This window comes from Flavobacterium sp. UBA2787 (assembly GCA_002352205.1).
Taxonomy (GTDB): Bacteria; Bacteroidota; Bacteroidia; order Flavobacteriales; family Flavobacteriaceae; genus Flavobacterium.
On the sequence record DEHZ01000017.1, the window covers coordinates 32,000 to 57,465 of the forward strand.

Annotated in this window: 27 protein-coding genes and 1 tRNA gene; 11 read left to right on the forward strand and 17 right to left on the reverse strand. The window is 34.1% G+C overall.

The window, feature by feature from the left end; all coding sequences use genetic code 11:
- Positions 1-29 precede the first annotated feature (29 nt).
- Genes B4N66_RS16090 through B4N66_RS16100 form a run of 3 tightly spaced genes read right to left on the reverse strand, consistent with a single transcriptional unit; the run spans position 30 to position 2,173 of the window.
- Positions 30-377, reverse strand: coding sequence for a carboxymuconolactone decarboxylase family protein (locus tag B4N66_RS16090; RefSeq protein ID WP_291096236.1), 348 nt, complete (start codon positions 375-377; stop codon positions 30-32).
- Between the two features lie 6 nt (positions 378-383).
- Complete coding sequence (gene tatC, locus B4N66_RS16095) at positions 384-1,208, reverse strand: twin-arginine translocase subunit TatC (protein ID WP_291096238.1); 825 nt, start codon at positions 1,206-1,208, stop codon at positions 384-386.
- Positions 1,208-2,173, reverse strand: coding sequence for a KpsF/GutQ family sugar-phosphate isomerase (locus tag B4N66_RS16100; protein WP_291096240.1), 966 nt, complete (start codon positions 2,171-2,173; stop codon positions 1,208-1,210). Before B4N66_RS16100 ends, tatC begins: the two co-directional genes overlap by 1 nt.
- Before the next feature lie 86 nt (positions 2,174-2,259).
- On the opposite strand from B4N66_RS16100, the gene recQ reads away from it, so the two are divergent.
- Both recQ and B4N66_RS16110 read left to right on the forward strand, forming a co-directional pair.
- Positions 2,260-4,455, forward strand: coding sequence for a DNA helicase RecQ (gene recQ, locus B4N66_RS16105; RefSeq protein WP_291096242.1), 2,196 nt, complete (start codon positions 2,260-2,262; stop codon positions 4,453-4,455).
- A gap of 47 nt (positions 4,456-4,502) precedes the next feature.
- Positions 4,503-5,840: an amidohydrolase family protein gene (locus B4N66_RS16110; RefSeq protein WP_291096244.1), complete on the forward strand. Its 1,338-nt coding sequence runs from the start codon at positions 4,503-4,505 to the stop codon at positions 5,838-5,840.
- A gap of 26 nt (positions 5,841-5,866) precedes the next feature.
- Here B4N66_RS16110 and B4N66_RS16115 read toward each other — a convergent pair whose 3' ends face one another.
- On the reverse strand, positions 5,867-6,106 hold the full coding sequence (locus B4N66_RS16115; RefSeq protein WP_291096246.1) for a hypothetical protein: 240 nt from the start codon (positions 6,104-6,106) through the stop codon (positions 5,867-5,869).
- A gap of 28 nt (positions 6,107-6,134) precedes the next feature.
- Between B4N66_RS16115 and B4N66_RS16120 the strand changes: the two genes are divergently transcribed.
- The 8 genes from B4N66_RS16120 to B4N66_RS16155 all read left to right on the forward strand — a co-directional run bounded on the left by B4N66_RS16120 (position 6,135) and on the right by B4N66_RS16155 (position 11,958).
- A complete protein-coding gene (locus B4N66_RS16120; RefSeq protein WP_291096248.1) occupies positions 6,135-7,187 on the forward strand; it encodes a DUF2891 domain-containing protein in 1,053 nt (350 codons plus the stop codon).
- 34 nt (positions 7,188-7,221) lie between these two features.
- Positions 7,222-8,784 (forward strand): NAD(P)/FAD-dependent oxidoreductase, encoded by a 1,563-nt coding sequence (locus tag B4N66_RS16125; protein WP_291096249.1) that lies wholly within the window; start codon positions 7,222-7,224, stop codon positions 8,782-8,784.
- Between the two features lie 92 nt (positions 8,785-8,876).
- Positions 8,877-9,404 carry an isopentenyl-diphosphate Delta-isomerase gene (gene idi, locus B4N66_RS16130; RefSeq protein WP_291096251.1) on the forward strand — a complete coding sequence of 176 codons (528 nt, stop codon included), beginning with the start codon at positions 8,877-8,879 and terminating at the stop codon, positions 9,402-9,404.
- A 30-nt stretch (positions 9,405-9,434) separates the two neighbouring features.
- Complete coding sequence (locus B4N66_RS16135; protein ID WP_291096252.1) at positions 9,435-9,845, forward strand: 6-pyruvoyl trahydropterin synthase family protein; 411 nt, start codon at positions 9,435-9,437, stop codon at positions 9,843-9,845.
- A 1-nt stretch (position 9,846) separates the two neighbouring features.
- Positions 9,847-10,302, forward strand: coding sequence for a peroxiredoxin (locus tag B4N66_RS16140; protein ID WP_291096253.1), 456 nt, complete (start codon positions 9,847-9,849; stop codon positions 10,300-10,302).
- Between the two features lie 61 nt (positions 10,303-10,363).
- Positions 10,364-11,326 carry a type I phosphomannose isomerase catalytic subunit gene (locus tag B4N66_RS16145; protein ID WP_291096254.1) on the forward strand — a complete coding sequence of 321 codons (963 nt, stop codon included), beginning with the start codon at positions 10,364-10,366 and terminating at the stop codon, positions 11,324-11,326.
- 212 nt (positions 11,327-11,538) lie between these two features.
- Positions 11,539-11,805: a hypothetical protein gene (locus tag B4N66_RS16150; RefSeq protein ID WP_291096256.1), complete on the forward strand. Its 267-nt coding sequence runs from the start codon at positions 11,539-11,541 to the stop codon at positions 11,803-11,805.
- Positions 11,806-11,884: 79 nt separating this feature from the next.
- Positions 11,885-11,958: transfer RNA gene (locus tag B4N66_RS16155), tRNA-Thr, on the forward strand.
- Positions 11,959-12,144: 186 nt separating this feature from the next.
- Here B4N66_RS16155 and B4N66_RS16160 read toward each other — a convergent pair.
- The 13 genes from B4N66_RS16160 to B4N66_RS16220 all read right to left on the reverse strand — a co-directional run bounded on the left by B4N66_RS16160 (position 12,145) and on the right by B4N66_RS16220 (position 24,593).
- Positions 12,145-12,789: a hypothetical protein gene (locus tag B4N66_RS16160; protein WP_291096258.1), complete on the reverse strand. Its 645-nt coding sequence runs from the start codon at positions 12,787-12,789 to the stop codon at positions 12,145-12,147.
- Between the two features lie 178 nt (positions 12,790-12,967).
- Positions 12,968-13,978, reverse strand: a complete 1,011-nt coding sequence (locus tag B4N66_RS16165) for a hypothetical protein (protein WP_291096259.1) — start codon at positions 13,976-13,978, stop codon at positions 12,968-12,970.
- Between the two features lie 540 nt (positions 13,979-14,518).
- Positions 14,519-15,241 carry a DUF4369 domain-containing protein gene (locus tag B4N66_RS16170; RefSeq protein ID WP_291096261.1) on the reverse strand — a complete coding sequence of 241 codons (723 nt, stop codon included), beginning with the start codon at positions 15,239-15,241 and terminating at the stop codon, positions 14,519-14,521.
- A 30-nt stretch (positions 15,242-15,271) separates the two neighbouring features.
- Positions 15,272-16,576 (reverse strand): DUF819 domain-containing protein, encoded by a 1,305-nt coding sequence (locus B4N66_RS16175; RefSeq protein ID WP_291096263.1) that lies wholly within the window; start codon positions 16,574-16,576, stop codon positions 15,272-15,274.
- 256 nt (positions 16,577-16,832) lie between these two features.
- Positions 16,833-18,692 (reverse strand): peptidase M61, encoded by a 1,860-nt coding sequence (locus tag B4N66_RS16180; RefSeq protein ID WP_291096265.1) that lies wholly within the window; start codon positions 18,690-18,692, stop codon positions 16,833-16,835.
- A 105-nt stretch (positions 18,693-18,797) separates the two neighbouring features.
- The gene (locus B4N66_RS16185; RefSeq protein WP_291096267.1) at positions 18,798-20,192 is read right to left on the reverse strand and encodes an alpha/beta hydrolase family protein; all 1,395 of its coding nucleotides are present in this window, start codon (positions 20,190-20,192) and stop codon (positions 18,798-18,800) included.
- 72 nt (positions 20,193-20,264) lie between these two features.
- Complete coding sequence (locus tag B4N66_RS16190) at positions 20,265-20,549, reverse strand: TIGR03643 family protein (RefSeq protein WP_291096269.1); 285 nt, start codon at positions 20,547-20,549, stop codon at positions 20,265-20,267.
- Between the two features lie 71 nt (positions 20,550-20,620).
- Positions 20,621-20,896 carry a TIGR03643 family protein gene (locus B4N66_RS16195; protein WP_291096271.1) on the reverse strand — a complete coding sequence of 92 codons (276 nt, stop codon included), beginning with the start codon at positions 20,894-20,896 and terminating at the stop codon, positions 20,621-20,623.
- A gap of 104 nt (positions 20,897-21,000) precedes the next feature.
- Positions 21,001-21,825, reverse strand: a complete 825-nt coding sequence (locus tag B4N66_RS16200; RefSeq protein ID WP_291096273.1) for a sterol desaturase family protein — start codon at positions 21,823-21,825, stop codon at positions 21,001-21,003.
- A gap of 37 nt (positions 21,826-21,862) precedes the next feature.
- On the reverse strand, positions 21,863-22,465 hold the full coding sequence (locus B4N66_RS16205; RefSeq protein WP_291096275.1) for an alpha-ketoglutarate-dependent dioxygenase AlkB family protein: 603 nt from the start codon (positions 22,463-22,465) through the stop codon (positions 21,863-21,865).
- Positions 22,466-22,531: 66 nt separating this feature from the next.
- The gene (gene aqpZ, locus B4N66_RS16210; RefSeq protein WP_324523145.1) at positions 22,532-23,242 is read right to left on the reverse strand and encodes an aquaporin Z; all 711 of its coding nucleotides are present in this window, start codon (positions 23,240-23,242) and stop codon (positions 22,532-22,534) included.
- A gap of 15 nt (positions 23,243-23,257) precedes the next feature.
- Positions 23,258-23,614: a DoxX family protein gene (locus tag B4N66_RS16215; RefSeq protein WP_291096278.1), complete on the reverse strand. Its 357-nt coding sequence runs from the start codon at positions 23,612-23,614 to the stop codon at positions 23,258-23,260.
- Positions 23,615-23,702: 88 nt separating this feature from the next.
- Positions 23,703-24,593, reverse strand: coding sequence for an EamA family transporter (locus tag B4N66_RS16220; RefSeq protein ID WP_291096280.1), 891 nt, complete (start codon positions 24,591-24,593; stop codon positions 23,703-23,705).
- Positions 24,594-24,871: 278 nt separating this feature from the next.
- Between B4N66_RS16220 and B4N66_RS16225 the strand changes: the two genes are divergently transcribed.
- Positions 24,872-25,465, forward strand: a complete 594-nt coding sequence (locus tag B4N66_RS16225; RefSeq protein WP_291096282.1) for a murein L,D-transpeptidase catalytic domain-containing protein — start codon at positions 24,872-24,874, stop codon at positions 25,463-25,465.
- Position 25,466 lies beyond the last annotated feature (1 nt).

Here is a 25,466-nt window from a genome sequence, read left to right on the forward strand (position 1 = left end):
TTAAACTTTAATATTAACAATAGATTATCTTATTTCTGATTTTCAAGTGCTTCCCAAAATTCATACGCTCTTCGCAAATGCGGAATCACAATAGTACCACCAACCAAAGTAGCAATTCCCATAGCTTCCATCATTTCTTCTTTAGTAATGCCATGTTTGTAGCTTGTTTCTAAATGATATTTGATGCAATCATCACATCGCAAAACAGCTGAAGCAACTAAGCCTAATAGCTCTTTTGTTTTTACATCCAAAGCACCTTCAGCATAGGCATTGGTGTCTAAATTGAAAATTCGTTTGATGACTAAATTATTGTCTGCCAACAGTTTTTCATTCATTTTAGAACGATAATCATTAAATTCCTGAACTAAATCTGACATTTTTTTCTATTTTAAAGTGGATTGTTTTAATTCTTTCTTTACAACAAGGGCACTAATCAAAATGCTAATCTCATATAAAACCATTATAGGAATAGCAACGATTACTTGACTAATAACATCCGGAGGGGTAATAATAGCAGATAAAATCAATACAATAATCAATGCATATTTTCTGTATTTTCTCAAAAAAGAAGGTGTCACGAGTCCTAGTTTGGTTAGGAAATAAATTAAAATTGGCAATTCAAACAATAATCCACAGGCAATAGACGAGGTTTTTATCATGCTTGTGTAGGATTCCAAATTAAATTCGTTCACAATTTCAGCACTGGCACTGAATGATCCAAAAAAGTAAACAGATAAAGGTGTGATAATATAATAGCCAAACAAAACTCCAAGAAAAAATAACAAAGACGAAACTACAATAAAAGCTTTGGCATATTTTTTCTCTTTTTCATACAAAGCGGGACTGATAAATTTCCAAATTTCCCATAGTAAAAAAGGAAAACCAGCAATAAATCCAACTGTAATGCACGTCCAAATTAAAAATGAAACTTGTCCGCCCATGTTAGTATTTTGTATAATGAAAGGCATTTTTACATTGCAAATGTCTGCATTTTCAAAACCAAAAAATTGTGTGACTTTACAAAAAAAGCGATAAGTAATAAAGTTAGGATCTTTTGGGCCGAAGAGAATTTTTTCAAATATAAAATCACTTACAAAGAAAGCAGCAGTTCCTAAAATCAAAATAGCAACTGTGCTTCGAACAAGCAACCATCTCAACTCTTCCAGATGGTCTAAAAAAGACATTTCTTTCGGATTACTAGTTGCCATTATACAATACCTTCTTTTAAAATGTCATGCAAATGAATTACACCTTTATAGGAATTGTCTTCAGCTACAATTAATTGTGTAATCGAAAAATCTTCCATGATATTCAGTGCTTCAACCACCATGTCGTTAGGTTGAATCATTTTTGGATTTTTAGTCATAATATCTCGAGCGGTAATTCCGGTGATGGTTTCGGTTTTGCTCAACATTCTTCTAATATCGCCATCAGTAATTATTCCGATAATTTTATCATTTTCAACTACGGCAGTTACACCAAGTCTCTTTTCAGAAATTTCAAAAATAACTGTCTGAACATTAGACTCCGGTGAAACAGTAGGTTTTTTAGATTCATCAAGCATATCTTTCACACGAAGTAAAAGTTTCTTACCTAAAGCTCCTCCGGGATGATATTTTGCAAAATCTTCGCCTTTGAAATTTCTCATTTCCATCAAACAAACAGCTAAACAATCACCCATTACCAATTGTGCAGTGGTGCTGTTGGTTGGAGCCAGATTGTTCGGACAGGCTTCTTTTTCTACCGTAGTGTCTAAAACAAATTGCGAATTTTTGGCTAAGAAAGAAGTCAAATTTCCGGTCATCGCAATTAAAGTATTACCAAATCGGTTCAAAATCGGAACCAAAATTTTAATTTCAGGACTATTTCCACTTTTAGAAATACAAATCACAATATCATCCGGTTGAACCATTCCCAAATCTCCATGCACAGCTTCTGAAGCATGTAAAAACATTGATGGAGTTCCGGTTGAGTTTAAAGTGGCTACAATTTTTTGGGCTATAATGGCACTTTTTCCAATTCCGGTAACAATAAGACGACCTTTTGATTCATAAATTAACTGAACACTTTCTACAAAATCATTTGTAAGTAAATCAGCTAGTTTTGAAATGGCTTGACTTTCAGTTAAAATGGTTTCTTTGGCAGTTGCTAAAATTTTTTCTTTTGTAATCAAAACGGATTGTATATAAAATTTGTATGAATAAAAGAAAGTTGTATCTTTATGGATGCAAATTTAAAATAAAATACCCATACATAAGAATGAATCCCAACGAAATTGACATTCATAAGGAATTAAAAAAGTATTTTGGTTTTGATCAGTTCAAAGGTCTTCAAGAACAAGTTATCAAAAGTATCCTGAATAAAATAAATACTTTCGTGATTATGCCTACTGGTGGAGGTAAGTCATTGTGCTATCAACTACCGGCATTATTTCAAAACGGAACGGCAATTGTCGTCTCCCCTTTAATCGCTTTAATGAAAAATCAGGTGGATGCCATCCGAAGTGTTTCTTCCGAAGATGGAATTGCCCATGTTTTGAATTCATCATTAACTAAAACAGAAATTAATCAAGTAAAAAAAGATATAGTTTCCGGCATAACAAAGTTGTTGTATGTTGCACCCGAATCATTAGCAAAAGAAGAATATGTTGAGTTTTTAAAATCAGTTCCCATTTCATTTGTAGCTATTGATGAAGCTCACTGTATTTCAGAATGGGGCCATGATTTTCGTCCGGAATATAGAAATCTTAAAAATATAATTAAACATTTAGGCAATGTACCTGTTATTGGATTAACAGCTACGGCCACACCAAAAGTGCAGGAAGATATTCTCAAAAATTTGGATATGTCCGATGCCAAAACATTTAAAGCATCGTTTAATCGTCCGAATTTATTTTATGAAGTACGTCCAAAAACCAAAAATGTTGAGTCAGATATCATTAAATTTATAAAACATAATAAAGGTAAGTCTGGAATCATCTATTGTCTTAGTCGTAAAAAGGTAGAAGAAATTGCTCAGGTTTTACAAGTAAACGGAATTAGTGCCGTGCCCTATCATGCCGGTTTAGATGCTAAAACCCGTGCTAAGCATCAAGATATGTTTTTGATGGAAGATGTTGAAGTGGTTGTAGCCACCATCGCTTTCGGAATGGGAATTGACAAACCGGATGTGCGTTTTGTTATTCACCATGATATTCCAAAATCGCTCGAAAGTTATTACCAAGAAACCGGACGTGCCGGACGAGATGGAGGAGAAGGACATTGTATGGCCTATTACTCCTATAAAGATGTAGAAAAACTTGAAAAATTCATGTCTGGAAAACCTGTTGCTGAACAAGAAATTGGTTTTGCATTGCTTCAGGAAGTCGTGGCTTATGCCGAAACTTCTATGTCACGTAGAAAATTTTTACTCCATTATTTTGGTGAAGAATTTGATAACGAAACCGGAGAAGGTGGCGATATGGATGATAATGTGCGAAATCCAAAACCAAAAGCAGAAGCAAAAGACAATGTGGTTAAAGTGCTTCAAGTGGTACGTGACACCAAACATTTATATAAATCAAAGGAAATTGTTTTTACCTTAATGGGAAAAATAAATGCAGTAATCAAAGCTCATCGAACAGATGCTCAAGACTTTTTTGGTTGCGGAAGTGATAAAGATGAACGTTATTGGATGGCTTTAATTCGTCAGGCTTTAGTGGCCGGATTGTTGAAAAAAGATATTGAAACGTACGGAATTTTGAAATTGTCTCCGGAAGGTGCTGCTTACATAAAAAATCCAACTTCGTTTATGATGACAGAAGATCATGAGTACAGCGAAGAAGAAGATGAAGCCATTGTAACTGCTGCAAAATCAACAGGAACAGCCGATGAAGCATTGATGGCTATGTTGAAAGATTTGCGTAAAAAAGAAGCCAAAAAGTTAGGCGTTCCTCCGTTTGTGGTGTTCCAAGATCCTTCGTTAGAAGATATGGCTCTAAAATATCCAATTTCGATTGAAGAGTTAAGCAATGTTCACGGTGTTGGTGAAGGAAAAGCAAAAAAATACGGTAAGCCATTTGTCGATTTGATCGCTCGGTATGTTGAAGAAAACGACATTATTCGTCCGGATGATTTGGTTGTAAAATCAACAGGTGCAAACTCTGCCAATAAATTATACATCATTCAAAATATTGACAGAAAATTGTCTTTAGAAGATATTGCTAAAGCGAAAGGTTTTACGATGGATAATTTGTTAAAAGAAATGGAACAAATTGTTTATTCCGGAACAAAATTGAACATCAAATATTGGATTGATGAAATTTTAGATGAAGATCAACAAGAAGAAATCCATGACTATTTTATGGATTCTCAAACCGATAAAATTGAAGATGCTCTAAAAGAATTTGATGGCGATTACGATATTGAAGAACTGCGTTTGATGCGAATTAAATTTATTAGTGAAGTAGCGAATTAGACATGTGTCTAAACATAAGTCAATTTATTATTACAATTTTTTTTCAAATGAAAAAAAGTCTGTTTGCCTTGATAGTAATTTTTTTTGCCATTTTTACTACTCATGCACAACAAAGTCAAGATACTATTGCAATAGAAAATGTCAATGTTATTCCAATGACATCAGAAGTTGTTTTTTCTAATCAAAGGGTTTTAATTGCTGGAGGTAAAATTTTTAAAATTGAACCAATTTCTACTCCGATAAAAAATAAAGTTAACTTAACTATTGACGGTACAGGTAAATATTTAATACCCGGTTTATCCGAAATGCACTATCATTTTAGAAGTAATGATATCCAAAGCGATTTTAAACTTTTAATTGCAAACGGAATTACCACTGTTAGAAACATGGCAGAATTCGAAAATCAAAACCATGTAAGTATAAGAGAAAAAGTGAAGTCAGGTGATTTGAGGGGGCCAAATTATTTTACAGCGGGTCCATATCTTAAAGTTGATCAACTAAAAACAGCAAATGAAGTGGTTGAAGTTGTCAAGCAACACAAAGAAAAAGGATATGACTTTTTAAAAATAGCAGATAATTTGCCTCAATCAATTTATTTGAAATTATTGGAGGAATGTGAGATTAACAAAATTCCGATTATTGGTCATGCTCAGAGGAGTTTGCCATTGGAATTCTCTTTACGAATGAAATCCATCGAACACATAGAAGAGTTCTTATATTTATCGGATGGCGAGAACGATTCTTTTTTTAAACAAAATGAATCAAACCTTCATTTACTTGCAAAACAACTTCACGAAAGTGGTATTTCAATTGGAACAACTTTAGTGGTGTTTGATTTTATAAATAATTGTATGAGTGATGAAAAATTCGCAGCTTTTCAAAAGGATGAACATGTAAAATACCTTGCCAAAAGTCAAAGAGAAGACTTTCTTACCGAGAAAAATGATTATCGAAAATTAAAAAATCGAACATTTTCAGGTTTTAAGGCACCAATTTTATTCAATGATTATTTTTTATGGATGCAAAAATTTTCTAAAATACTTTCAGACAATAATGTAAATCTATTAACAGGGAGTGATACATATGGAATGGTAATTGTTGGCTTTTCTTTACACAAAGAATTCAAGCTATTACAAGAAGCAGGGGTTAGTCCTTACAAAATTTTATTAGCCAGTACTGTAAACCCTGCACGGTATTTAAATCAATATGCATCAGAAGGAACTATCGCAGAAGGAAAAAATGCCAATATGGTTTTACTAAATAAAAATCCTTTAGAAAATATCGAAAATACAAAACACATTGAGGGTGTGTTTTTAAGAGGTGAATGGCTGGATTGGAAGAAGTTAAATCAAATGTTAGTAGAAGTTGAAGATGCTTTCAAATAACAGGAAGGTGAGTAGTATTTATATATCTACTCCTCAAAAATCTCTCCTCGATGAGGTTTCAAAGCATCCCGAACTGCAATCATGTTTTCATCGGTCACAACCATAAAAGCAATGGCTTGCATTTCATTATAGATTTCAAATCCGGTAATATTTAATTGCAATTTTTCGGCTTCAATGAATTCTTTTAAATGAATTTCATGATGTTCCGCCGTTTTTGCCGAAGCCGGACCTCTAAAGTCCCAAATTAATTTTATCTTTCTAGACATTTTTTTATTGCAAAAATAAATTCATTTTATGAAAAACTACTTCTTTGGTTTACTTTTATTTTCTTTTGGGATGAATGCTCAAAAGCTTTCATTGGAACAAGCCAATCATTTGGCCTCATTACCCATCAAATGTTTACAACAGGAATATCCCAATAAATTAAATCAGCTCTTGTTGGATTCAACTGAAATTCTTTCGCCTAAACAATTACATCCGGCTTTTTACGGTTGTTTCGATTGGCATTCGTCTGTGCATGGTCATTGGAGTTTAGTCTATTTGTTGAATAATTTCCCTGATTTAAATAATAAAGTGGAAGTAATTCAAAAATTACAAACCAATCTTTCCAAAGAAAATATTCAAGTTGAAATTAATTATTTTTCAAAGAATCACGAAAAATCATTTGAAAGAACCTATGGCTGGAATTGGTTGCTAAAGTTGCAATTAGAATTAGAAATCAGTAATGAACCTTTTGCTAAAGAACTAGCTCAAAATTTAAAGCCGTTATCCGATTTAATTATTACTCGCTATGCTGAATTTTTACCAAAACTTTTGTACCCAGTTCGAGCCGGAACACACAATAACACAGCATTCGGACTAACATTTGCGTGGGATTATGCGGTTTATTCAAACAATAAAGATTTTCAAAATTTAATAACTGAAAACGCAAAACGATTATTTTTATCCGATGAAAATTGTCCGATTAATTGGGAACCCAGTGGCACTGATTTCCTTTCGCCTTGCATGGAAGAAATCGGAATTATGAGTAGAATTTTACCGGAAAAAGAGTTTTTATCTTGGTTAAAAAAGTTCAATAAATCAATTTTTAAAAAAGATTTTAATTGGGAAGTTGCCCGGGTTTCCGACAGAACAGATGGTCATTTAGTTCATTTAGATGGATTAAATTTCAGTCGTGCTTGGAATTTTTATCATTTGATAAAGTTATATCCAAAACAATTCAATCATCTAGAACCATTAGCAGAAAAACATCTCACTTTTTCACTTCCGTCTGTTGTTGATGGGAATTATGAAGGCGAGCATTGGTTAGCTTCGTTTGCATTGAGAGCATTTGAGGAAATAAAATAGATTTCTTTTAATTACTTTTGCAAAAAAGAATAGTATGCCCAAAGAACTTCTCATTCAAGTTGCACCCGAAGTTGCCGCCAATGATTTTTTATTGAAAGATCACGTGGCAAAAATGATTCGGACTTCAGTGTCAGAAGTTCAGCATATTTCCATTCTTAAACGTTCGATTGATGCTCGTCAAAAAGCCATCAAAATCAATTTAAAGTTGATGATTTTTTTTCAAGGCGAACCTTTTACTGAACAAAAAATCGAATTACCCAACTACCCGAATGTTGCCAATCAAAAAGAAGTTATCGTCATTGGTGCAGGTCCTGCCGGACTTTTTGCCGCTCTTCAACTCATCGAAGTAGGTTTAAAACCAATTGTTATCGAACGTGGAAAAGATGTTCGTGGCCGTCGTCGTGATTTAAAAGCCATCAACGTTGACCATATTGTAAACGAAGATTCTAATTATTGTTTTGGCGAAGGCGGTGCCGGAACTTATTCGGACGGAAAATTGTACACTCGTTCCAAAAAACGTGGTGATGTTGACAGAATTTTAGAATTATTAGTTGGTTTTGGAGCTTCAGCGGATATTTTAGTCGAAGCACATCCGCACATAGGAACCAATAAATTACCTCAAATTATTCAAGACATTCGCGAAAAAATCATTGAATGTGGTGGTCAGGTTTTGTTTGAAACCCGTGTAACCGATTTTGTGATTAAAAACAACGAAATACAAGGAATTGTTACCCAAAAAGGCGAAACAATTTCAGCTAACAAAGTTATTTTGGCCACCGGACATTCGGCTCGTGATATTTTTGAATTATTAGATAGAAAAAAAATCCTCATTGAAGCCAAACCTTTTGCGTTAGGCGTTCGTGCGGAACATCCTCAAGAATTAATTGACAGCATTCAATACAGTTGTGATTTTCGTGGAGATTATTTGCCACCGGCTCCGTATTCCATTGTTAAACAAGTCAATGGTCGCGGAATGTATTCGTTTTGTATGTGTCCCGGCGGCGTGATTGCTCCGTGTGCAACAAGTCCCGGGGAAGTGGTTACAAATGGTTGGTCGCCATCCAAAAGAGATCAAGCCACCGCCAATTCAGGAATTGTGGTTGAATTAAAATTAGAAGATTTTAAACCATTTGCCAAATTCGGACCTCTTGCCGGAATGGAATTTCAAAAATCCATCGAACAAAAAGCGTGGCATTTAGCGGGACAAACTCAAAAAGTTCCGGCACAACGAATGATCGATTTTACACAAAATAAAATTTCGTCTTCAATTCCAAAAACGTCGTATGTTCCCGGAACAACTTCTGTGGAAATGGGACAAGTTTTTCCTGGATTCTTGACCCAAATTATGCGAGAAGGATTTTTGCAATTCGGAAAATCTATGAAAGGATATTTAACAAACGAAGCCATTTTGCACGCACCGGAAAGCAGAACATCATCACCGGTGCGAATTCCAAGAGATGCTCAAACGTTGGAACATCTTCAAATCAAAGGTTTGTATCCGTGTGGAGAAGGAGCAGGGTTTGCAGGTGGAATTGTTTCTGCAGCCATTGATGGTGAAAAATGTGCTTTGAAAATTAAGGAGAGTTTGAATTCATAACCTTCTTCAACACCCGTTAAACTTTTCACAATTCCATATAAATCCAAATAAAAAAGAACTTTTTCATACCTTTGAAGAGCTATAAAAAAGCTATGACAGAAGAAAAAGTAATTTTAGTAAACGAACGAGACGAACCCATTGGTTTGATGGAAAAACTCGAAGCTCACGAAAAAGCGGTTTTGCACCGTGCCTTTTCCGTGTTTATTTTGAATGATAAAAATGAAGTGATGTTGCAACAACGAGCTCATCACAAATACCATTCACCTCTACTGTGGACCAACACGTGTTGCAGTCATCAACGTGAAGGTGAAACAAATATTCAAGCCGGAACCCGTAGATTATATGAAGAAATGGGTTTTTCAACTGAATTGAAAGAACTGTTTCATTTTATCTACAAAGCTCCGTTTGACAATGGTTTAACCGAACACGAACTCGATCATGTGATGATTGGTTATTATAACGACGAACCAAAAATCAATCACGATGAGGTGGAAAGTTGGAAATGGATGAGCATCGAAGCAATTAGAGACGATATTCAAACACAATCAGAAAATTATACCGTTTGGTTCAAAATTATTTTTGACGAGTTTTATCATTATTTAGAAGAGCACAAACTTTAACCTTTTACCAATTACCCATAACCATTTAACATGAAAGTAACCGTTTCCAGAAAAGCTCACTTTAACGCCGCTCACCGATTGTACCGAAAAGATTGGTCGATGGAAAAAAACGACTTGGTTTTTGGTAAATGCAACAATCCGAATTTTCACGGACACAATTATGAATTGATTGTGAGTGTAACCGGCGAAATTGATCAGGAAACCGGATTTGTAATGGATGTAAAGATTTTATCCGACTTAATCAAAGAACACATAGAAAATGCATTCGATCATAAAAATCTGAATTTAGATGTTCCTGATTTTGCCGATTTGAATCCAACTGCCGAAAATATAGCAGTTGTGATTTGGAATAAATTACGAATTCATATCAAAAGTTCACTTGATTTAGAAGTCGTTTTATATGAAACACCTCGAAATTTTGTAACCTATAAAGGAAATTAAAATGGCTCTAAAAGTTGGTGATAGTGTTCCTAATTTTACTGCAAAAGATTCCAAGGGAATTGTTTTTGACAGTTCAACAGTAATTGGAAAAAAGCCTACTGTCATTTATTTTTATCCAAAAGATGATACACGAGTTTGCACCGAGCAAGCGTGCAGTTTTAGAGATAGCTATCAAGATTTTACCGATTTAGGAGCTGAAGTTATCGGTGTAAGCGGTGATTCAACTACTTCGCATCAAAAATTTTCTGAAAAATACCAACTCCCTTTTACCCTTTTATCGGATAATGATAAAAAATTACGCAATTTGTTTGGCGTTCCTACCGCTTTATTCGGACTCATTCCGGGGCGTGTGACGTATGTGATTGACGAAAAAGGAATCATTCGATTGATTTTTGATAACTTATCTGGCAAAATTCACATTGAAAAAGCACTTCAAATGCTGAAAAAGATAGTATAAGTATTTTTCAAGTTAATTAATTTCAGTTCAATTGCTTATTTTTGACGTTTCAACTAAACCAATGAAACCATTTTATCCACTCACATTTGAACCCATTTTCAAAGAACGCATTTGGGGCGGAACTAAGTTAAAAGATTATTTAAATAAGCCGATTAGCTCTGAAATTACCGGAGAAAGTTGGGAATTGTCAACGGTTCCCGAATCAATAAGTGTGGTCAATAATGGTGAATTGAAAGGGAAAAACCTCAATGAATTAATCGATTTATATCCGAAAGAAATTTTAGGGAAGGAAGTTTTTAATCAATTTGGAAAACAATTTCCGTTACTTTTTAAATATTTGGATGCTAAAACAGATTTGTCTATCCAATTGCATCCGAATGATGAATTGGCAAAAGCACGTCATAATTCGTTTGGGAAAACCGAAATGTGGTATGTCATGCAAGCTGATGAAAATGCTCGTTTGATTGTGGGTTTCAAAGAAAATTCATCAAAAGAGGCTTATTTACAAAAGTTAGAATCCAACGATATTCTTTCGTTATTAAATGAAATTCCGGTTAAGAAAGGCGATGTTTTCTTATTGGAAACCGGAACGATTCACGCGATTGGTGCCGGAATCGTGATTGCCGAAATTCAACAAACAAGCGATATTACGTACCGAATTTATGATTGGGATAGGGTAGATGCTAACGGAAATAAACGTGAACTGCATACTGAATTGGCGATAGATGCTATTAATTATAAGACAACTGCTGCCAAGAAAGAATATACTGCAACAGAAAATAAAAGTACATCCATAGTAGATTGCCCTTATTTTAAAACTAATATTATTCCGCTTAACGGAGAGATTTCGATTAATAAAAACGATGATTCTTTTATGGTTTTGATGTGTACCGAAGGTAGTTTTGAGATGCATTTGAATGATGAAAAATATATGTATCAAACTGGAGATACTGTTTTAATTCCGGCTGTACTTACTTCGTTTATGTTGAGAGGAAAGACCACTTTATTAGAAATTACAGTTTAAGCCACGAATGCACGAATAATAACTTAGTTTTCTATTAATTTATCTTTGATGAAAATTCGAGTAAAATTGAATGAACTTTTAGATTAAATTAGTGAATTCGTGGTTGTGAAAAAATGCACAAATTGAACTTTTGTATTCTAGGTTTTTCAAACTAATTCATTTAATTCTAAATTTTTGCGTACTTTTGCACCGCAATTAAAATTTAAAGAAAAATGGCAAGTATTAAAAATTTGAAGAAAGACATCAATTTTGTGATGGGCGATATTATCGAGGCGGTTTATTACCATGAAATGACTACAGCGGGAAAACCAACTGAGAAATCTAATGCGTTGATTGATGAGGCGATTGCTACGTTTGATAGTTTAATTACGAAAGTAAACGATAAAAAAGTAGAAAGCCGTAAAGCTCATTTAAAGCAAGTAGAAAAAGATTTGGAAGCTGCTGCGATTCAATTAGTTGAAAAAGTAAACGCACTTTAATCTATTTTTTTGATAAAAAAAGTGCTTTTTTGTTTTGGAATATTCATTTTCAAAATTATATTTGCACCATAATTGAGATGCCGGTGTAGCTCAGCTGGCTAGAGCAGCTGATTTGTAATCAGCAGGTCGTGGGTTCGAGTCCCTCTATCGGCTCAATTTTTTTGAAAGGATAACTTCGGTTATCCTTTTTTTTATGGAATAAATTATGATAAGGCTCGCTTTGTAAGAATTTCTAATTACCTTTTTTACAATTAGTGATTTGTATAATAGGTTTCATAGATTTTTTTTGGTCATACGAAGGGATTCGTGCGATAGCGGGGGTCATCATAGTTGTCTGCCTTAACGTGTACTTTCTTTAAAGTCAAACCCCTGCAAGTAAGAGATTTTCCAATTGTCATTTTCTTTTACAACTCTAAATTTATATTCAAAGTCTTTCCAACTAGGTTCTGTAATTAATTCAGGTTTTCCCCATTTCCAAAATAGTTCCCCTTTGTCAATATTTAGTAATTTAATTTCTACAAAATCAAATGGGTTTGGATTATCGTAAGGAACGTCTTGACTTAATGTCCAAGGGTTAACATCACTTCCAAAACTAAATGTCGGTAAGTCTCCTACAAACCACTTGTCGTAATTACCATTTTTAAGTCCCTTGTCTAATGTCATAATTATTTGGTTGTAGTTTTCAATAAATTCAGAGGCAAACAAGTTTGTCTGTCGAAGTTTGTTAAGGTTTTGCTTATGTAAATCTATATTGAAACCTATATATATGCTGTCTTTACTGTCTGCAATTACAGGAAGTAAATCAATAGAATTTTTTAAATCTGCCCAATTAAGAACTTGTCGGATAAGATTTTGAATTTGCTCTTTTTCGTCTGTTGAAGTTGTTGCTTTTTCTTCTGTAACTAAAGTCGTTTTATTGTCGGTTTGCTTGCAACCGAAAAGTAGAAGTCCAAAAATTAATATCGTTAGTTTAATGTGTTTCATTTCTTGTCTGTTTGTTGTCCGTGTTTGGCGTTTTACAATGAGGCATAACGTTTCGCGGCTTTGCGAAGGCGGGGATTTTTAGCACTTTCTTTCTTGATATACCCGAACTAAAAATATAGCACAAAACTTTCTAAAAAGCATTAAACCCCCGCTTTTGCAAAACCGCTGTTAGTAGAGGTTATTCTTTCGACATTAGTTCTGTGTTTGTTGTCCATAGTCCGAAATATGGGTTTTTTGAGTCTATTCGTTTGAGTAAAATTAAAAATGGCTTGTCAAAAATCATTTTTTTAGGTTTTGGTTTTTCATCCTCTTCTACCATCTCCTCAACCACGGCTTCAATTTCTGCTTCGCTTTCAATTTCAGCACCACTTTCGTCTAAAATAAAAGCAGTTCTTTGCCAAGCAGTTTCTATTTGAAAATTTTGTTTGTTTGAGCTAAATCTATTACCTTCTAAATTAGTATAATTTGTCTCAATGTTAAAATTGAACTTTGGAATAATTACAATGTCTTCTTCGCTGTAATAATATTTCCAATTTATCTTTTCGTTCTTCTTTTCACTCTTCCCGATTTCTGTCAGTTTTTCAATTTCAGTTGTCATTTCGGCTATTGATTTGAAAGTTTGTTCTGTCTTGAATAAAATGATTTCGTGTTCCTTGTCTTTTGGAAGAAGTTTTACTATAAAATTGTTGTCGTTTTTATAGTAAATGATTTTTACAATTTTCAGTTGTTCGTAACTGTCATAACCATTAACTCCAAATGAAGAAACCTTATGTCCGTCAAAAGTCAATTTTTTGTTGAAACTTTGAAGTTTTAGTTCAAAGGGTAATGACTTATTAAATTCAGCTCTCGCAGATATTAAGTCTCTGTCAACTTCTCCACTAACATTGTATTCATTACTTTTCAAAACAGTCTCAAAAGAAGTCGAATTATTTAGTAGTTTCAAGTCAAAATACTCGTTAGAAATTGTTAAAGGTGAATTAATTTGTTTTCTTATTTCGTCCCAAGCAAATAGTAAAGTTGCACAATAAACCGAATTCTTATCATTTGAAATTTTATGTTCCAAAGTCGGAATAAAATCAGTTTTTTCAAATTCATTAAGATTTTTAACTTCTTTGAATTTTCGTTCTTCTTTACAATTAAATAAAGAAAATGATAATATTAAGACTAAAATTATGTTGTTAACTTTCATTTTACGGTATGTTGATTTATAATCTCTGCTAACTTGTTTATATGTATGATAAAATCATACTATTTACACCCAAATTCGGATAGATTTGTATGATAATTATCGTACTTTATTATAATGCAATATATTAAATAAATTAAACATTCTCATTTAAAAATCAAATCTCTACCTAGCACTATTTTGCGTGAGGGATAGTAGCGGAAAGCCCACAGAGAGGAGGCACGACGAACGAGGACTTGTAGTGAATAGCCCGACCCGTAGTTTACGGAGGGGCACGCCCAAGAAATTAGTTTAAAAGGTTTCAAGTTTCAGGTTTCAGGTTTTGGATTGCTCAGAAGAAGATGTTAGCCAAATGAATCCTCTTCAATCCATTATAGCGAAGCTATCAAAATCCGTCAAAATCTGCGTTTTGCGAAGCAAACCTGCCTACCGTCAGGCAGGTCTGTTCAATCCGTGTTCCATTTTCAAGTTTCAGGTTTCAAGTTTCAGGTTTTCGAAAAAAAAGGAGAAAACATTTCTGCTTTCTCCTTTGCTATTTTTGATTTAATGTTGTTCGTCTTTTTTTCTTTTTTGGATGAAATCGGTGAGCATTTTGCCGTATTTGGATTGGGCGACTTTGGGTGACATCGCGTTGTGGATGGTGTCGAGGTATTTGAGTTGGGCATCATAGACTTCGGACAGGGCGATGTAGGGACTCACTTCGAACTCCTTTTGGTTAAGAGCAAAGTTAATGGTGTATAAATATTTGCGTTTAATAAGTTTTTCGTTTGCCACTTGAATGCTGTCTAAACTGGCTTGGTTGTTTTCTTGCTTGGCTTTGATTTCTTTTTCTAACAACAACAATTGTTCATTTGTGAATCGGGAATTGATTTTTAGAAAATCCTGAAAAAGTTCATGGTTTTTAGAACCTTTTATTTGTGCATTGGCATAGAATGTTTCCAGCGAAGTTTCGATAGAAAGGTTACCGGGTTCGGCAAAAACCACTAAATTATTGTCTAACGAGTTCGATTGTCCGCGGTCTAAAAACAAATACAACATTTCGGGCGAATCAATTTTTAAATGGCTTTCAAATTCTGATTTTCCGTCAAATATGATGGAATCCATAATCACCAAAGTGGAATCTTGAAGCATTTGGATGTATAATTTTCCTTGTTTAATTCCTTTTACATTTCCTGTAATGTGGAGGTTGGCATCGCTTTTGGTTTCTTCTTTTTTACAAGCGATAAACAGACTGAATGCTATGAAAAGCAATACGGTTTTTTTCATTTTTTTATTGAATCGATTTTTGTTAATTTATTAAATTGGTGCTGAAATTTCCATTAGATAAGCACAAAGCAAAGCACCGTAGGTTCCAACTACGTAGCCAAAAACAGCCAGCAAAACGCCCACGCTTGCCAACGATGGATGAAATGCCGAGGCTATAATGGGTGCCGATGCTGCTCCGCCGATATTGGCTTTGCTTCCTACAGCGAGGAAGAAAAACGGAGCTTTGATTATTTTTGCTACGATGACGAGTAAGAGTACGTGGACTGCCATCCAAATCAATCCCACAACCAAAAGTCCGGGATTGCTGAGAACGGAACCTAAATCCATTTTCATTCCGATGGATGCGACTAGAATGTAGATGAAGACACTACCAATTTTGCTGGCTCCTGCACCTTCGTATTCTTTTAATTTTGTAAATGAAAAGATGATACCGAGTGCGGTGGCAAACGTAACCATCCAAAAGAAGCGGTCGCCGAATGTGGAAACAAAGCTAGTTGGATCGTTAACGGCTTCAAAATTAGCTTTCAGTACATCTGAAATGGAGTTACTTCCCCAATGCGAAAGTCCCACTGCCGTGAAAGCGATTCCTAATATAATCATCAAATCGGTTAGACTTGGGTTTCTGGTTACGCTTGCGGCATAATTTGAAACTTTATTTTTTAGTTCTTCAATTGAACTGTTATCGGCTTTTAACCAATTGTCAATTTTTTCTTTTCTGCCAATTCCGAAAAGGAGAACAGCCATCCAAATATTAGCTACAACAATGTCTACCAACACCATTGCTCCATATTTTTCTTGATTGTATTTAAAGACTTCGAGCATAGCCGCTTGGTTTGCACCTCCGCCAATCCAGCTTCCGGCTAAGGTGGAAAGTCCACGCCAAACGGCATCAAATCCTGCACCTCCAACGGTTTCCGGAGAAAAAATAGAAACGATTAATATAGCAATTGGTCCGCCTAAGATAACGCCAATAGTTCCGGTAAAAAACATGATTAATGCTTTTGGTCCTAATTTGAACATCGCTTTTAAGTCGATACTCAACGTCATTAAAACTAAGGCAGCGGGTAATAAATAACGACTGGCTACAAAATAGATGGATGATTTTTTGGCAACGACTTCGCCATTTTCACCAATTTCACTCCATTCGGGTGAAATGATATTTAGCGAACTAAATATGGAAGGGAGCAAATAGCACATTAACAAGGACGGGAAAATGACATAGAATTTTTTCCAAAAACCTTCTTTAATGGAAGAGGTGTAAAAGACAAATGCTAACAAAAGCATTAATAATCCAAAAACGATGGTGTCGTCTGTAATGTACGGTGCGTTTTTCATTCGTTGTAATTTGGGTGCAAAATAGGGATTTTTTGAAAATTCTTAGGTGTTTTTTTGAGTTAGTTGTAAAAGTTGGCCACGAATTCACGAATTAAATTTGCATGCATTAAATGTGATTTGTTCCTATTCGATAAAAATTAATTGAAATCAAATGTGAAATATAATAATTCGTGAATTCGTGGTAAATGTGATTAGCTAAAAAAAAATCCCTGAAACTTTCGATTCAGGGATTCCTATAAACTCATTTTTTTAATTTTTAACCTCTCAACCACGCTTCACGAAGTGCTTTTTTAGCTTCGTCGGTGGCTTGATAACCGTCAATTTCATCCATCGGAATTTTTACGGTTCCTTTTAAAGTCAATTCTTTGTCTTCTCTTTTGATTACAAAAGTCACCGGATCGTTTTCTTGCCACGACATACTTCCGATAATCATATCGTAGATATTGTCAAGGTTGTATTTGGTTTCGTTTATCGACACAATGATGTCACCACCTTGTAATCCCATTGATTTCATAAAGTCGTTTAACTCGATTCCTGGAAGGATAATGATTTCTTTTGTGGTTGGATTTACTGTGATATACGGCGATTGACCTTTTAAGAAAATGTTACCCGGGATTTGTACTTTGGTTTTCGTTACACCTACTTTTCCAAAGAATTCTTCGTAATTCAATGGTGTGCTTCCGGAAACATAGGTTTCTAAAAATGTTCTGATTTCAGGATAGGTTACAGAAACAATTTTATCAAATAATTCGTTGTCTTCAAATGGTTTTTCGTTGCCATATTCTTTTGAAAGTTTTTGCATTAGATCTAAAATTCCGCGTTCGCCGTTGCTTAATTCACGTATTTTAATATCTAAACACATAGCAATTAAAGCTCCTTTTTCATATACATTCAAATAAGCATCTTTGTATTCTTTTTTCAATACTTCGGCACTCATTTTTGTGAATGGCATAGTGTCGCTGAATCGTTGCGAATTAGTGATTTTTCCTGCCATTCTTTGATAGAATTCATTATCATCAATCAAGCCTTGATTTACTTGAAATAAGTTTGCAAAATATTCGGTAATTCCCTCGTACATCCACAAATGTTGCGACATTTTTGGTGTGTTGAAATCGAAAAAATGAATTTCTTTAGAATGAACGCTTAATGGCGTTACGATGTGAAAAAACTCGTGCGAAACCACATCTACCATACTTTGGTTTAATTGATCAGCCGGCATCGCTTCCGGAAAAACAACAACGGTTGACGTATTGTGTTCTAAAGCTCCAAAACCTTTGGCATCTTCTTTTTCATAGTCGGATAAATAAAGTAGAATGGCATATTTTTTTGTGTTGTCAATTGGACCTAAAAACTTCTTTTGAGCTTTCATCATTGTTTCCATTGCCGGTTTGAAATCTTCTGCTGTGTACATTCCGTTTGGTGAATGAACACTGATGATGATTTCCATATCGTCTACCATAAAAGAAGCACTTTTGTTTTTGGTGTACATAATTGGATTGTCTGCCAATTCTGCATATCTGGAAGCTTTAAAAACATCAACTGCATCACTTTTATCTAAATCTACCATAGCAGAAGCACCGTGCAAATGAGTTGGTTTAGTGATGGTTAATTGATAAGGGAGTTCGTTTAAATCTTTAAAATAACCAATAAAAGCGTGTGTGTTAATCACGAAATTTTCTCCTTCTAAAATGTTGGTTCCGGCAGGGGAAAAAATATCGCCTTGGCCAAATTCGGTACCACTTTCAGAATCGTAAGTGTCATTTATTAAATAACTAACGTAGGCTAACTTTTTGGCATTTTTAATTACCCATGAATTTTCATCCATTTTGGCAACAGAAAGTTCTTTTCCTTTGGCGTCATAGGCTTTAAAATTTTCAGCATATCGTCCATAATCATCTTCAGAATAGGTTCCGGGAACAATTTTGGGAAGAAAAAAAGTGGTTTCGTCCGATTTAATTTTTGGTGGAGTAATTTTTACAGAAACCCTGTCATTGTTGATTTTTACTAAATCAAGTTCAACATGAATTTCGTTTTTTTTGTTTTGTGCAAAATTCGCACTAACATTTAATAGTAAAAACAAACTTGAAAGTACAAGCGATAAAAATGATTTTCTCATGAAAGTTAAATTTAATCCATAAGTAGCGTTAATGCTAAATATGTTACAAATAACAACAAAAAACGCCTTATTAAAAAGCGTTTTGATGTTAAGGGTTTGATAAAATTACTTGGTTTGTACTAAAATCCAATCTTTTATGTCGGTTAAAACGGTTGGTGAGAAAGTTTGTTCGATTGCACCATATTCTTCAGTTGAACCGGTTACACTTTCTTGAAAAAGATGATTTAATTTTGGATATTCTTTTAGTGTTACTTTTTTGTTACCACCTTTATCCAAAGCATTTTTTATTCCGAGCATATTTGATTTTGGTGGAACTTGTAGGTCATTTTCGCCATTGAGAACTAAAACCGGACATTTAACTTTTTTCAAGTATTCTTCAGGTTTGAATCTTATAAAGTAACGGTACCATGGTGAAAGTAACGGAGCAATTTGTTGATTCAACGCTTGCTTTTTATCAGCTTCGTTGAGATTAGAGAATTCAGGATTCTGTGAAAACATTGTATTGAAAACAATTTCTAATTCATTACTAGCTTCCGTCTCAGACTTTTCACTTTTTACTATAGTATAAATTGATTTATTGATTTTTCTAGCCTCAGTTAATTCTGTTTCACTCATTCCAGTGGCTTTTCCAAGAAGATAGGTTTGTTCTAAAAGTAATTCATCACAGGGTATTCCCGGTCCTGCCAATAAGATGATAAAACTAATCGATTTATCCTTTGAAGCCACGATGGGTGCAATCATTCCACCTTCACTATGACCAATTAGACCAATTTTTTTAGGATTAACGCCTTTTTTTGTTTTGACAAATGTCACAGCTGCTTCGATATCCGTAGCAAAATCATACGAAGTGGAGGTGGCAGGATCTCCACCGGATTGTCCAATACCCCGATCATCAATTCGTAAAACACCGATTCCATTTTTAGTCAAATAATCAGCGATTACCCAAAACGGTTTGTGTCCTAAAATTTCTGAATTTCTATCTTGTTGACCGCTTCCGGAAATTAAAATTACAACGGGAAAATTATCTGATTTGGGAGAAGTCAATGTTCCTCCCAACGTTATTTTATCTTTTTCATTGATAAAAGTTACCTCTTCAATTTCATAATCAAAAGGAGGTTTTGGTTCTTGAGGTCGTTTTACTTTTTTTACTTCGGTTTGCGTTCGGCTTAAATTAAGAGGTAAGTTTTGACCATTTTGAGAAAAAATACCTTCAAATTCATTAGAATCATTCAGTTTCCCTGAATAGGAGAAATTAGCTTGATCGAATTTAAAAACTAATGTTTTATCTTCAAAAATAACGGATGAAAGCGGAATTCCTTTTGCATTTTGTTGCGGAATATCCATAGTTCCGTTATAAGTTGAATTATTAGATAAGAAATCAAAAGCCATGTGGAGTTCGGTTCCCATGACGCTTAATTTGCCATACCATTTTCCTGTAATGTCTTGAGAAAAAAGTGTTGAAGAAAGTAAAATACTAAGAAGAAGAAAGGATTTTTTCATTTTTATAATCGTAAAAAATTGAGATTATAAATTTATAAAAATGATTAGGTTTAAGCTCCTTTTTTTGTAAAATTATCTTTTGGAAATTTTATTGTGGGTAATTTGTCTTTGCAACTTGCATTTGAATCGATCAATCCCGCTTTCACGCAATTTGGCGTGTTTAGTTGTTCTGCCTTGCACACGTTCACGCCACATTTTAAAGCTGGACGATTTCATTTCTTTTCGCATTATTTCAATGGTTTCCTGTTCAGAAATTCCGAATTGAAAAGTGATGGCTTCAAACGGAGTTCTGTCTTCCCAAGCCATTTCGATGATTCGGTCGATTTGAATATCATTAAATATTTTCGTAGTTGGCATGACTTTATTTTATTACAACAAAGAAACATTTTAAATAAAAAAACTCTTGCTGAACAAGAGTTAAATTTTTATTAATCAAATTTATTTTTGATGTAATATTTGCCTTCTAAATCATCATCAAAGTCGTCGATGACAGGTTTTGGCTTGGGTTTGCTGGCCGTTACCTTTTTTTTCCACAGCTCAAAATTATCTTTCGAAAGTTTTTTCCGCATAATTTCGGTCACTTCATTTTCTGAAATTCCAAACTCAACTTTAAGTACTTCAAAAGGTTTTTTTTCCTCTTGAGCCATACTGACTACTCGTTCGATTTCCTCGTAAGTCAGCTCTACTCTTTTACTTTTTTTCATTAGTCCAAAAGCACATTAATATTTAATACTACAACTGTTTTAAAATCTAAATCAATATTAAGAAAAAAATAAATTACTTTTTCAAAAGACTTCACTTTTTTTAGTTAAAGTTCAGGAGATCGGGATTTTTGAAACGGAATTTTTAGTAAATTCATTAACTCATTGTTTTCTTCCGGTTTCATGTGCGTGTCAACTCCGTAAACAATTTTATCTCTTTCGAGGTAAGAATAAGTGCCAAAAATTCGATCCCAAACAGAAAAAATATTACCATAATTACTATCTGTATAAGGCAATTTGTAGTGATGATGTACTTTATGCATATCAGGAGAAATGATAAAATAACTCAATAATTTATCTAACTTTTTTGGAAGAGGAATGTTGGCGTGATTGAACTGCGAAAAAACAACCGAAAGCGATTGATACAGAAAAACCATCCACATAGGGCTACCAACAATCAAAACGCCAAGAACGGTAAATACAAATCGAATTACACTTTCACCGGGATGATGTCGATTGGCGGAAGTGGTATCAATCCAAGTATCGGTGTGATGAATCAGATGAAATCGCCATAAAAATTTGACTTTATGTTCAATTAAATGCACTAAATAGGCTCCGATAAAATCTAATAATAGCAATCCGACTAGTGTATACACCCAAATATTCATCTCAGGCAACCATTGTAAAATTCCGAAATTTTGTTGAATAGCAAGGTCAGCAGCTAATAATAAAATGAAAGCCATCACAAAATTAACGATGATGGTAGTTATGGTGAAAAAGATATTAATTCCGGCGTGATTTATTTTGTTGTATTGAAATTTGAAAAGCGGAAAAGCATTTTCAATCAACCAAAAAACGGCGATTCCACCAACCAAAATTAATCCTCGGTGAAGCGACGGAATCGTTTCAAAATAATCGATCAGCGTATTCATTGCGATTTTTTTTACTAAAGTAATAAAAATATCAAAATCATTTAATGATTCGGAAAGTCAAATTAATGCGTTCACCAATTGGCTTAGCAGTTTTCGGAATTTGATGTTTCCAGAAATGTTGCGTAGTTCCTTTCATTAGTAATAAACTGCCGTGTTCAAGTGTGATTTTTAATTTGGCTTCTTTGTTTGAGTTGTGTTGTAGGTGAAAACTTCTTTCAGCACCAAAACTGACGGAGGCAATGACAGGATTTCGACCTAATTCCTTTTCATTATCGGCGTGCCAACCATTGCTATCTTTTCCGTTTCGATATAAATTCAATAAAACAGTTGTGAAATTTTCATTACAAATTTCTTCAATTTCATTTTTAATATGCATCAATAAAGGATTCCATTTATGCGGATGCATTACAATATTGGAATAGGAGTAAGTTTTTCCATCATTACCAAACAAAGCTGTAAGTCGAGGTTGAGGATGCGTTTTTCCAAAAACACTAATGGTATCTTGTTGCCAAGGAATTTCAGTTTTTAATTTTTCAAATAATTCATTTGCTTTTTCATAACTAAAAAAGTCTGGGTAATATTCGATTTCAGCATCGGGTATATCAAATACTGTTTTTTCTTTTGGAAAGAGTGAATTCATTTTGTAAAATTAAAAAAAGCGACGGAAATAACCATCGCTTTTGAGAAAACTTAAGATTGAAATTTGTTAGTTTTCGTGGTTTTGTAATACGTTTTTATATATCAATCCGGCTACTATAGCACCTAAAATAGGAGCTAGCCAAAATAGCCAAAGTTGCATCAAAGGTTCACCTCCTGTGAAAATTGCCTGCGAAGTAGATCTTGCAGGATTAACAGATGTATTTGTAATTGGAATACTGATTAGGTGAATTAAGGTTAAGGCCAAACCAATCGCAATTCCTGCAAATTTTCCGTTTGCAAATTTATCAGTGGCACCAAGAATAACTAAAAGAAAAAACAAAGTCAGTACAAACTCTGCAACAAAAGCAGCGGCCATCGAATAGCCAGATGGAGAAAAAGCACCATAACCATTGGAAGCAAATGCACCTGCTTTGGTATTGTCAATTCCGAGGAAACTGTCTTGTCCGTTCATAATAAAATAGAGTGTTCCGGCGGCAGCTAATGCTCCAACACATTGAGAAACGATGTAAGGAACTAATTCTTTAGAATCAAAACGACCACCAGCCCAGAGACCAAAAGAAACAGCCGGATTGAAATGCCCGCCTGAAATATGACCAACGGCATAAGCCATGGTTAAAACGGTTAAACCGAAAGCTAATGCTACACCGGCAAAACCAATTCCTAAATCTGGGATTCCGGCTGCAAAAAGAGCACTTCCACAACCGCCAAAAACCAACCAATAGGTTCCGAAAAATTCTGCAAATAGTTTTTTCATAATTGTTTGTTTAGTTAATTAATTAGTATAGAGATATGCCCAAAAAATCAAAACAAGTTGAAGCGGTAATCGGATAAATCGAACCCATTTTGGTAAACCTAAACCTGCTTTATCATTTTGGAACATATATAAATTGGCGGGAAAAACCGCAATTAGCAATAGGATAATTCCCCACGCAGCTATTATAGATGTTTGAGGAATACAAAGAAGAAAACCCAATATAATTTCTGCAATGCCGGAAATTGTATTGAGTAATTTTGGTTTGGAGAAAAAGGGAGGGATGATTTTTAAATACAATCTTGGATTGCGAAAATGATTAATTCCTGCAACAACATATAGTGCTGCCATAACATACAAATGCCAAGATAAATTCATAACTCAATCTTAAGATTAAAGCGAAATTATGAAAATAAATGTTAATATTTTAAATTAGTAGAACTAATTCTACCAAAATACATCAATTTTATTTTTTGAAATTGATATTCATGATTACAATTGCAAGAATAATCATTACAATACCAATCCATTGAGATAGAATTACTGTTTCGCTTAATAAGAAATATGCCATTAAAACAGAAACCGGTAATTCAATGGAAGCAACAATACTACCTAATCCAATTCCTGTATGAGGAAATCCGGCATTTAAAAGCATCGGTGGGATGATTGTTCCGAAAAGAGCCAAAATAATTCCCCATTTCAAAAAGATTTCAAAATTAAATGGTGTGTTTTGGGTTATCAAAGCAAAAATAAAAACAATGACTGCTCCACCTAAAAGCATATACAAACTTCGTTGTGCCGATGAAATGCCTAATGAAACTCGATTAGCGGTAAACATCGTGGTTGTAAAAGAAGCGGCGGCTAAAATTCCCCAAAATAAACCTCTCCAGTCTAATTCAATTTCATTTTTTAATAAGTTGGTTGCTAAGACAGTTCCGAATAAAACGATTATGACAGCTACTATTTTTTGAAGAGAAGGAAGTTTTTTATCTAAAATCATTTCTAATAAAACGCCCATCCAAACGGTTTGCATTAATAAAACAATTGCGATTGAAACATCAATGTAACGAACACATAAATAGTAAAAAACGCTTGTCATTCCCAAGGAAGTTCCGGCAAGCATTAATTGAAATATATTCTTTTTTGTTGCTTTTACAGCGGTGTTATCATTTTTAATCCGTTGAAAAGAGTTGATAATCAAAACACCAATGATACCCAAAACAAATTGAGCGGTGGTTACTTCTGCAATGGTGAAATTTTCTTTATAAGCAAGTTTAACAAAAGTGGCCAACATACCATAACTCGTGGCACCCAATCCAACTAAAAAAACTCCTTTTAAAACACTGTTTGTCGACATAATTTAATTTTTGAAAAGCCGGCAAAGATAAGGAAAAGTTATGAGTTGCGGATGGAAAGTTTCAGGTTTCAAGTTTCAGGTTTAGAATTGTTAGAGATGAAAATGATTGCAGAATGAATCCATTTTTAATCCCTTGTAGCGAAGCTATTAAATCAGTGAAAATCTGTTTCATCCGTTAAATCCGTGTTCCATTAAAAAAATAGCGAAGCGTCATTTCTCAAATTTTAATGTACTAATACTAATTTGATGTTTTTTTAGTTTGAATTAAAAAAAGTCCAGTGAGAAAATTCTTTTTACTTTTCGTTTTAAGTTTTGTGTGCTGCAATCATACGCCAGCTGTTGACGTTGCAAAAGATTATAATTCGATTCACAACGAAGCATTGACTTTTTGTAGAGAAAATCAATTTAATCAAGATTTTTACTTTTTGATTGATATGAGTATTCATTCAGGTAAGAATCGTTTTTTTGTGTATGATTTTAAAACGAAGAAAGTCAGCCATCAAAATGTAGTAACACACGGAACTTGTGATGTTTTTGAGGCTAATCCCGAGAAATATAAAAAAGCTAAATTCAGCAATAAAGTAGATAGTCATTGCTCGATGAAAGGCAAATTCAAAATTGGTAAACGCGATTATAGTTCGTGGGGAATTAACATCAAATATTGGATGCACGGTTTGGAATCAACTAACAATAATGCTGTCAAAAGAGTTGTTGTTTTGCACTCGTGGCCAGCGGTTGCTAACGAAGAAATTTTTCCAAGATATTCTCCGCTAAGTTGGGGTTGTCCCGCTGTTTCCGATGAATTTATGCAGGTTTTAGATGATAAATTAAAGACAGTTGACCAACCGGTTTTGATGTGGATTGTGGAGTGAT